The 2,477-nt window shown below is 32.8% G+C and carries 1 protein-coding gene; it reads right to left on the reverse strand.

The genetic code is table 11. The features are described from left to right. Window positions 1-231: 231 nt before the first annotated feature. The coding region (locus tag Q0370_RS07465) for an immunoglobulin-like domain-containing protein (protein WP_299574099.1) at window positions 232-2,477 on the reverse strand (2,246 nt) is incomplete at its 5' end.

The raw sequence follows: 2,477 nt of genomic DNA on the forward strand, positions 1-2,477 counted from the left end.
ATAGTAAATTTGTTTTGAACTCTTTTAGCAAAGGGTCAAGATCCCTTGTTAAAAGATATTTTTTTGGGTTTTATACTATTTCCCGTTAAAATAATAGATTTATTATAACTTCTATTATGCAAGGGGTCAAGACCCCTTGTCAGAAAGTAAATAGAAAATTATTTCTTTTTTTTCAAATGGGGTTTAGTATTAAAGAAAAGTGAGTATTTTCTACCCACTTTCCCTAGTTATCTAAAACTGTTTCTGGTAAGATGCACCGCCATATCTTAATGTTGCTACATTTCTATCTCCATTTTTACTCCAAGAAATTGGTACATCTATTGTTCCTTTATTTACATTTACTCTTACTGATGAAGGTAAATTTTCGCCGTCTTCTGGAACATAAATATTTCTTGCAGCTCTAACAAGCATTTCATGAGCTGATTCGGTAGGAACACTTACATTAAATGTTCTTTCCGCTATATCTACACCAGCTTTAGCTGTTGCAGTTAAAGTTACTCCTTTACTTCCGCCACCATAAAATTGCTTATTAATTCTTCCAGATACTGAAAACAGGCTAGAATTCGAGGAACGCCATCTTATCGTAACTGGAACTCCATTTGAGGCAGTCATTGATTTTGGCAAGTTAATTCCACCTCTTGTACTTACTTCTCCTTCAGGAATTGATAATTTTCCAATTACTTCTTGAGTTGCGGCCGCATTTTTAGGGTCTGACTTCCCTTGTTCCTCGTTATTCTGAACTTCATATTGCATTTGGATATTGCCTTCATTTTCAAGGATTCTTCTATCTATGTCATAAATTGCACTTTTAGATGAAATTTGTGTTTTTCCTTGATAAGTTACTACGTTTCCATTTAATTTTATTCTTTTATCTTTCAAATAAATCGTAGCCTTGTCGGCACTTGTATTAATCGTTCTGAACTGTGGCAATGTACTTACGATTTTTACATTGTTTCTGGCATACCCTTCCTGCTTATTCATATCCATATAAAGATAATTTGCTGTCATCTTTGTATTATTTTTAAAGTCTACCATAACTTTATCTCTTGCAAGAATAAGGTTCCTTCCAGAGTCCATCTCATTATATTGAGAATCAAGTGTAATATCTTTATAAGTCATATGCACATTTTCTTTGATTTCACTACGTGTAATACTCATATTACTTCCATTTTTATGTGAAACGAAATAAACTTTGGCAGTATTTCCTATGAAGTTTACTGCTTCTGATTCTACAAGCGGTCTTGGGTCATTTACAAGATCTTTTACATTTCCACGGATTTTACCTTTAACATGCCCATCAAACCTAAATTCCTTTTTCTCAAAACTTCCACGCCCTGTATCAGATGTAATTCTATCTCCCTGAACACTTGTCATTTCCATTTTATTAGCAAAAATATCTTTTGAAATTGTGTTCATTGTTCCATTTGCACCATGTACATTAAAGTTTTGCTTTTTCACGTTAAACTGACCATTCATTCTGGCATCTCCAGTTGGGAACACATATATAAGTCCTGTTCCATCCATTTTATAGTCATCATAATTTGCAGTATAGTAGTCATTTGTTGTAAGTGTTTCTGTCTTTAAGTCATAAACTCCACTTCTATATGTTCCAGTAGTTTTTCTTGGTAAATAGTTATAAGTTCCATTTCCATCACCATTTAATATTTTTGCAATTTCATCGTAAAATACATGATCTCCTGTTACTATTAGAGTTGGACTTGTATATTTTACATGTCCTCTTCCATCAACCTGCTTTTTCTTTACAAAATATGATGCAGCATCTGCTGAAATTACACTATTTTTACCAGTGTAAACTACGTTTCCCTGTCCATCTACACGCTCATCTTTCATATAATAATCAACTTTGTATCCAGTTAATTTATTTTCAGGATCCGTATAGATTACATTACCTAAAGCGTTTCCAATTTTGTTTATATCATCATAACGCATTCTATCTGCACGTAATTCTCTTTTTGTCTGCTCTTCCTTGTAAACTACATGACCTTCTGCATCAGATACTTTTATTGGATCATGATATGTAATCTTATCTGCTGTTAATGTTTTCTTATCTTTCTTATTATTATAACTCGCATGCCCAGTTGCTACAATTACTTCAAATTTTGTTGTCGTTTCAACCCTATCGGCTTCAGAAACCGTGTCATCAACAGTATTTATTAACTTTGTCCTCACTGGTGAAATTAATGTATCTCCCTGTTTCTTATATTCCACACGTTCTGTATAAATTTCCCATTTCTTGTCCTTCGTTGTTCCAACAACTTTTTTCATTAATGTAACATCAGATGTCTTAGTGTTGACTTCACCCTCTTTTCCAGAAATTAACATTTTTTTCTTTATCAGATCTACAATTACATTTTTAAACCTAATAACTTCATCTCCTTCAGATCCAATCTGTTCATCCGCATAAATGATAGCATCATCTTTTAATCTGTACACAACTTTTTTTGCTTTCATATCCT

Source organism: uncultured Leptotrichia sp., from assembly GCF_938036635.1.
Taxonomy (GTDB): Bacteria; Fusobacteriota; Fusobacteriia; order Fusobacteriales; family Leptotrichiaceae; genus Leptotrichia; species Leptotrichia hongkongensis.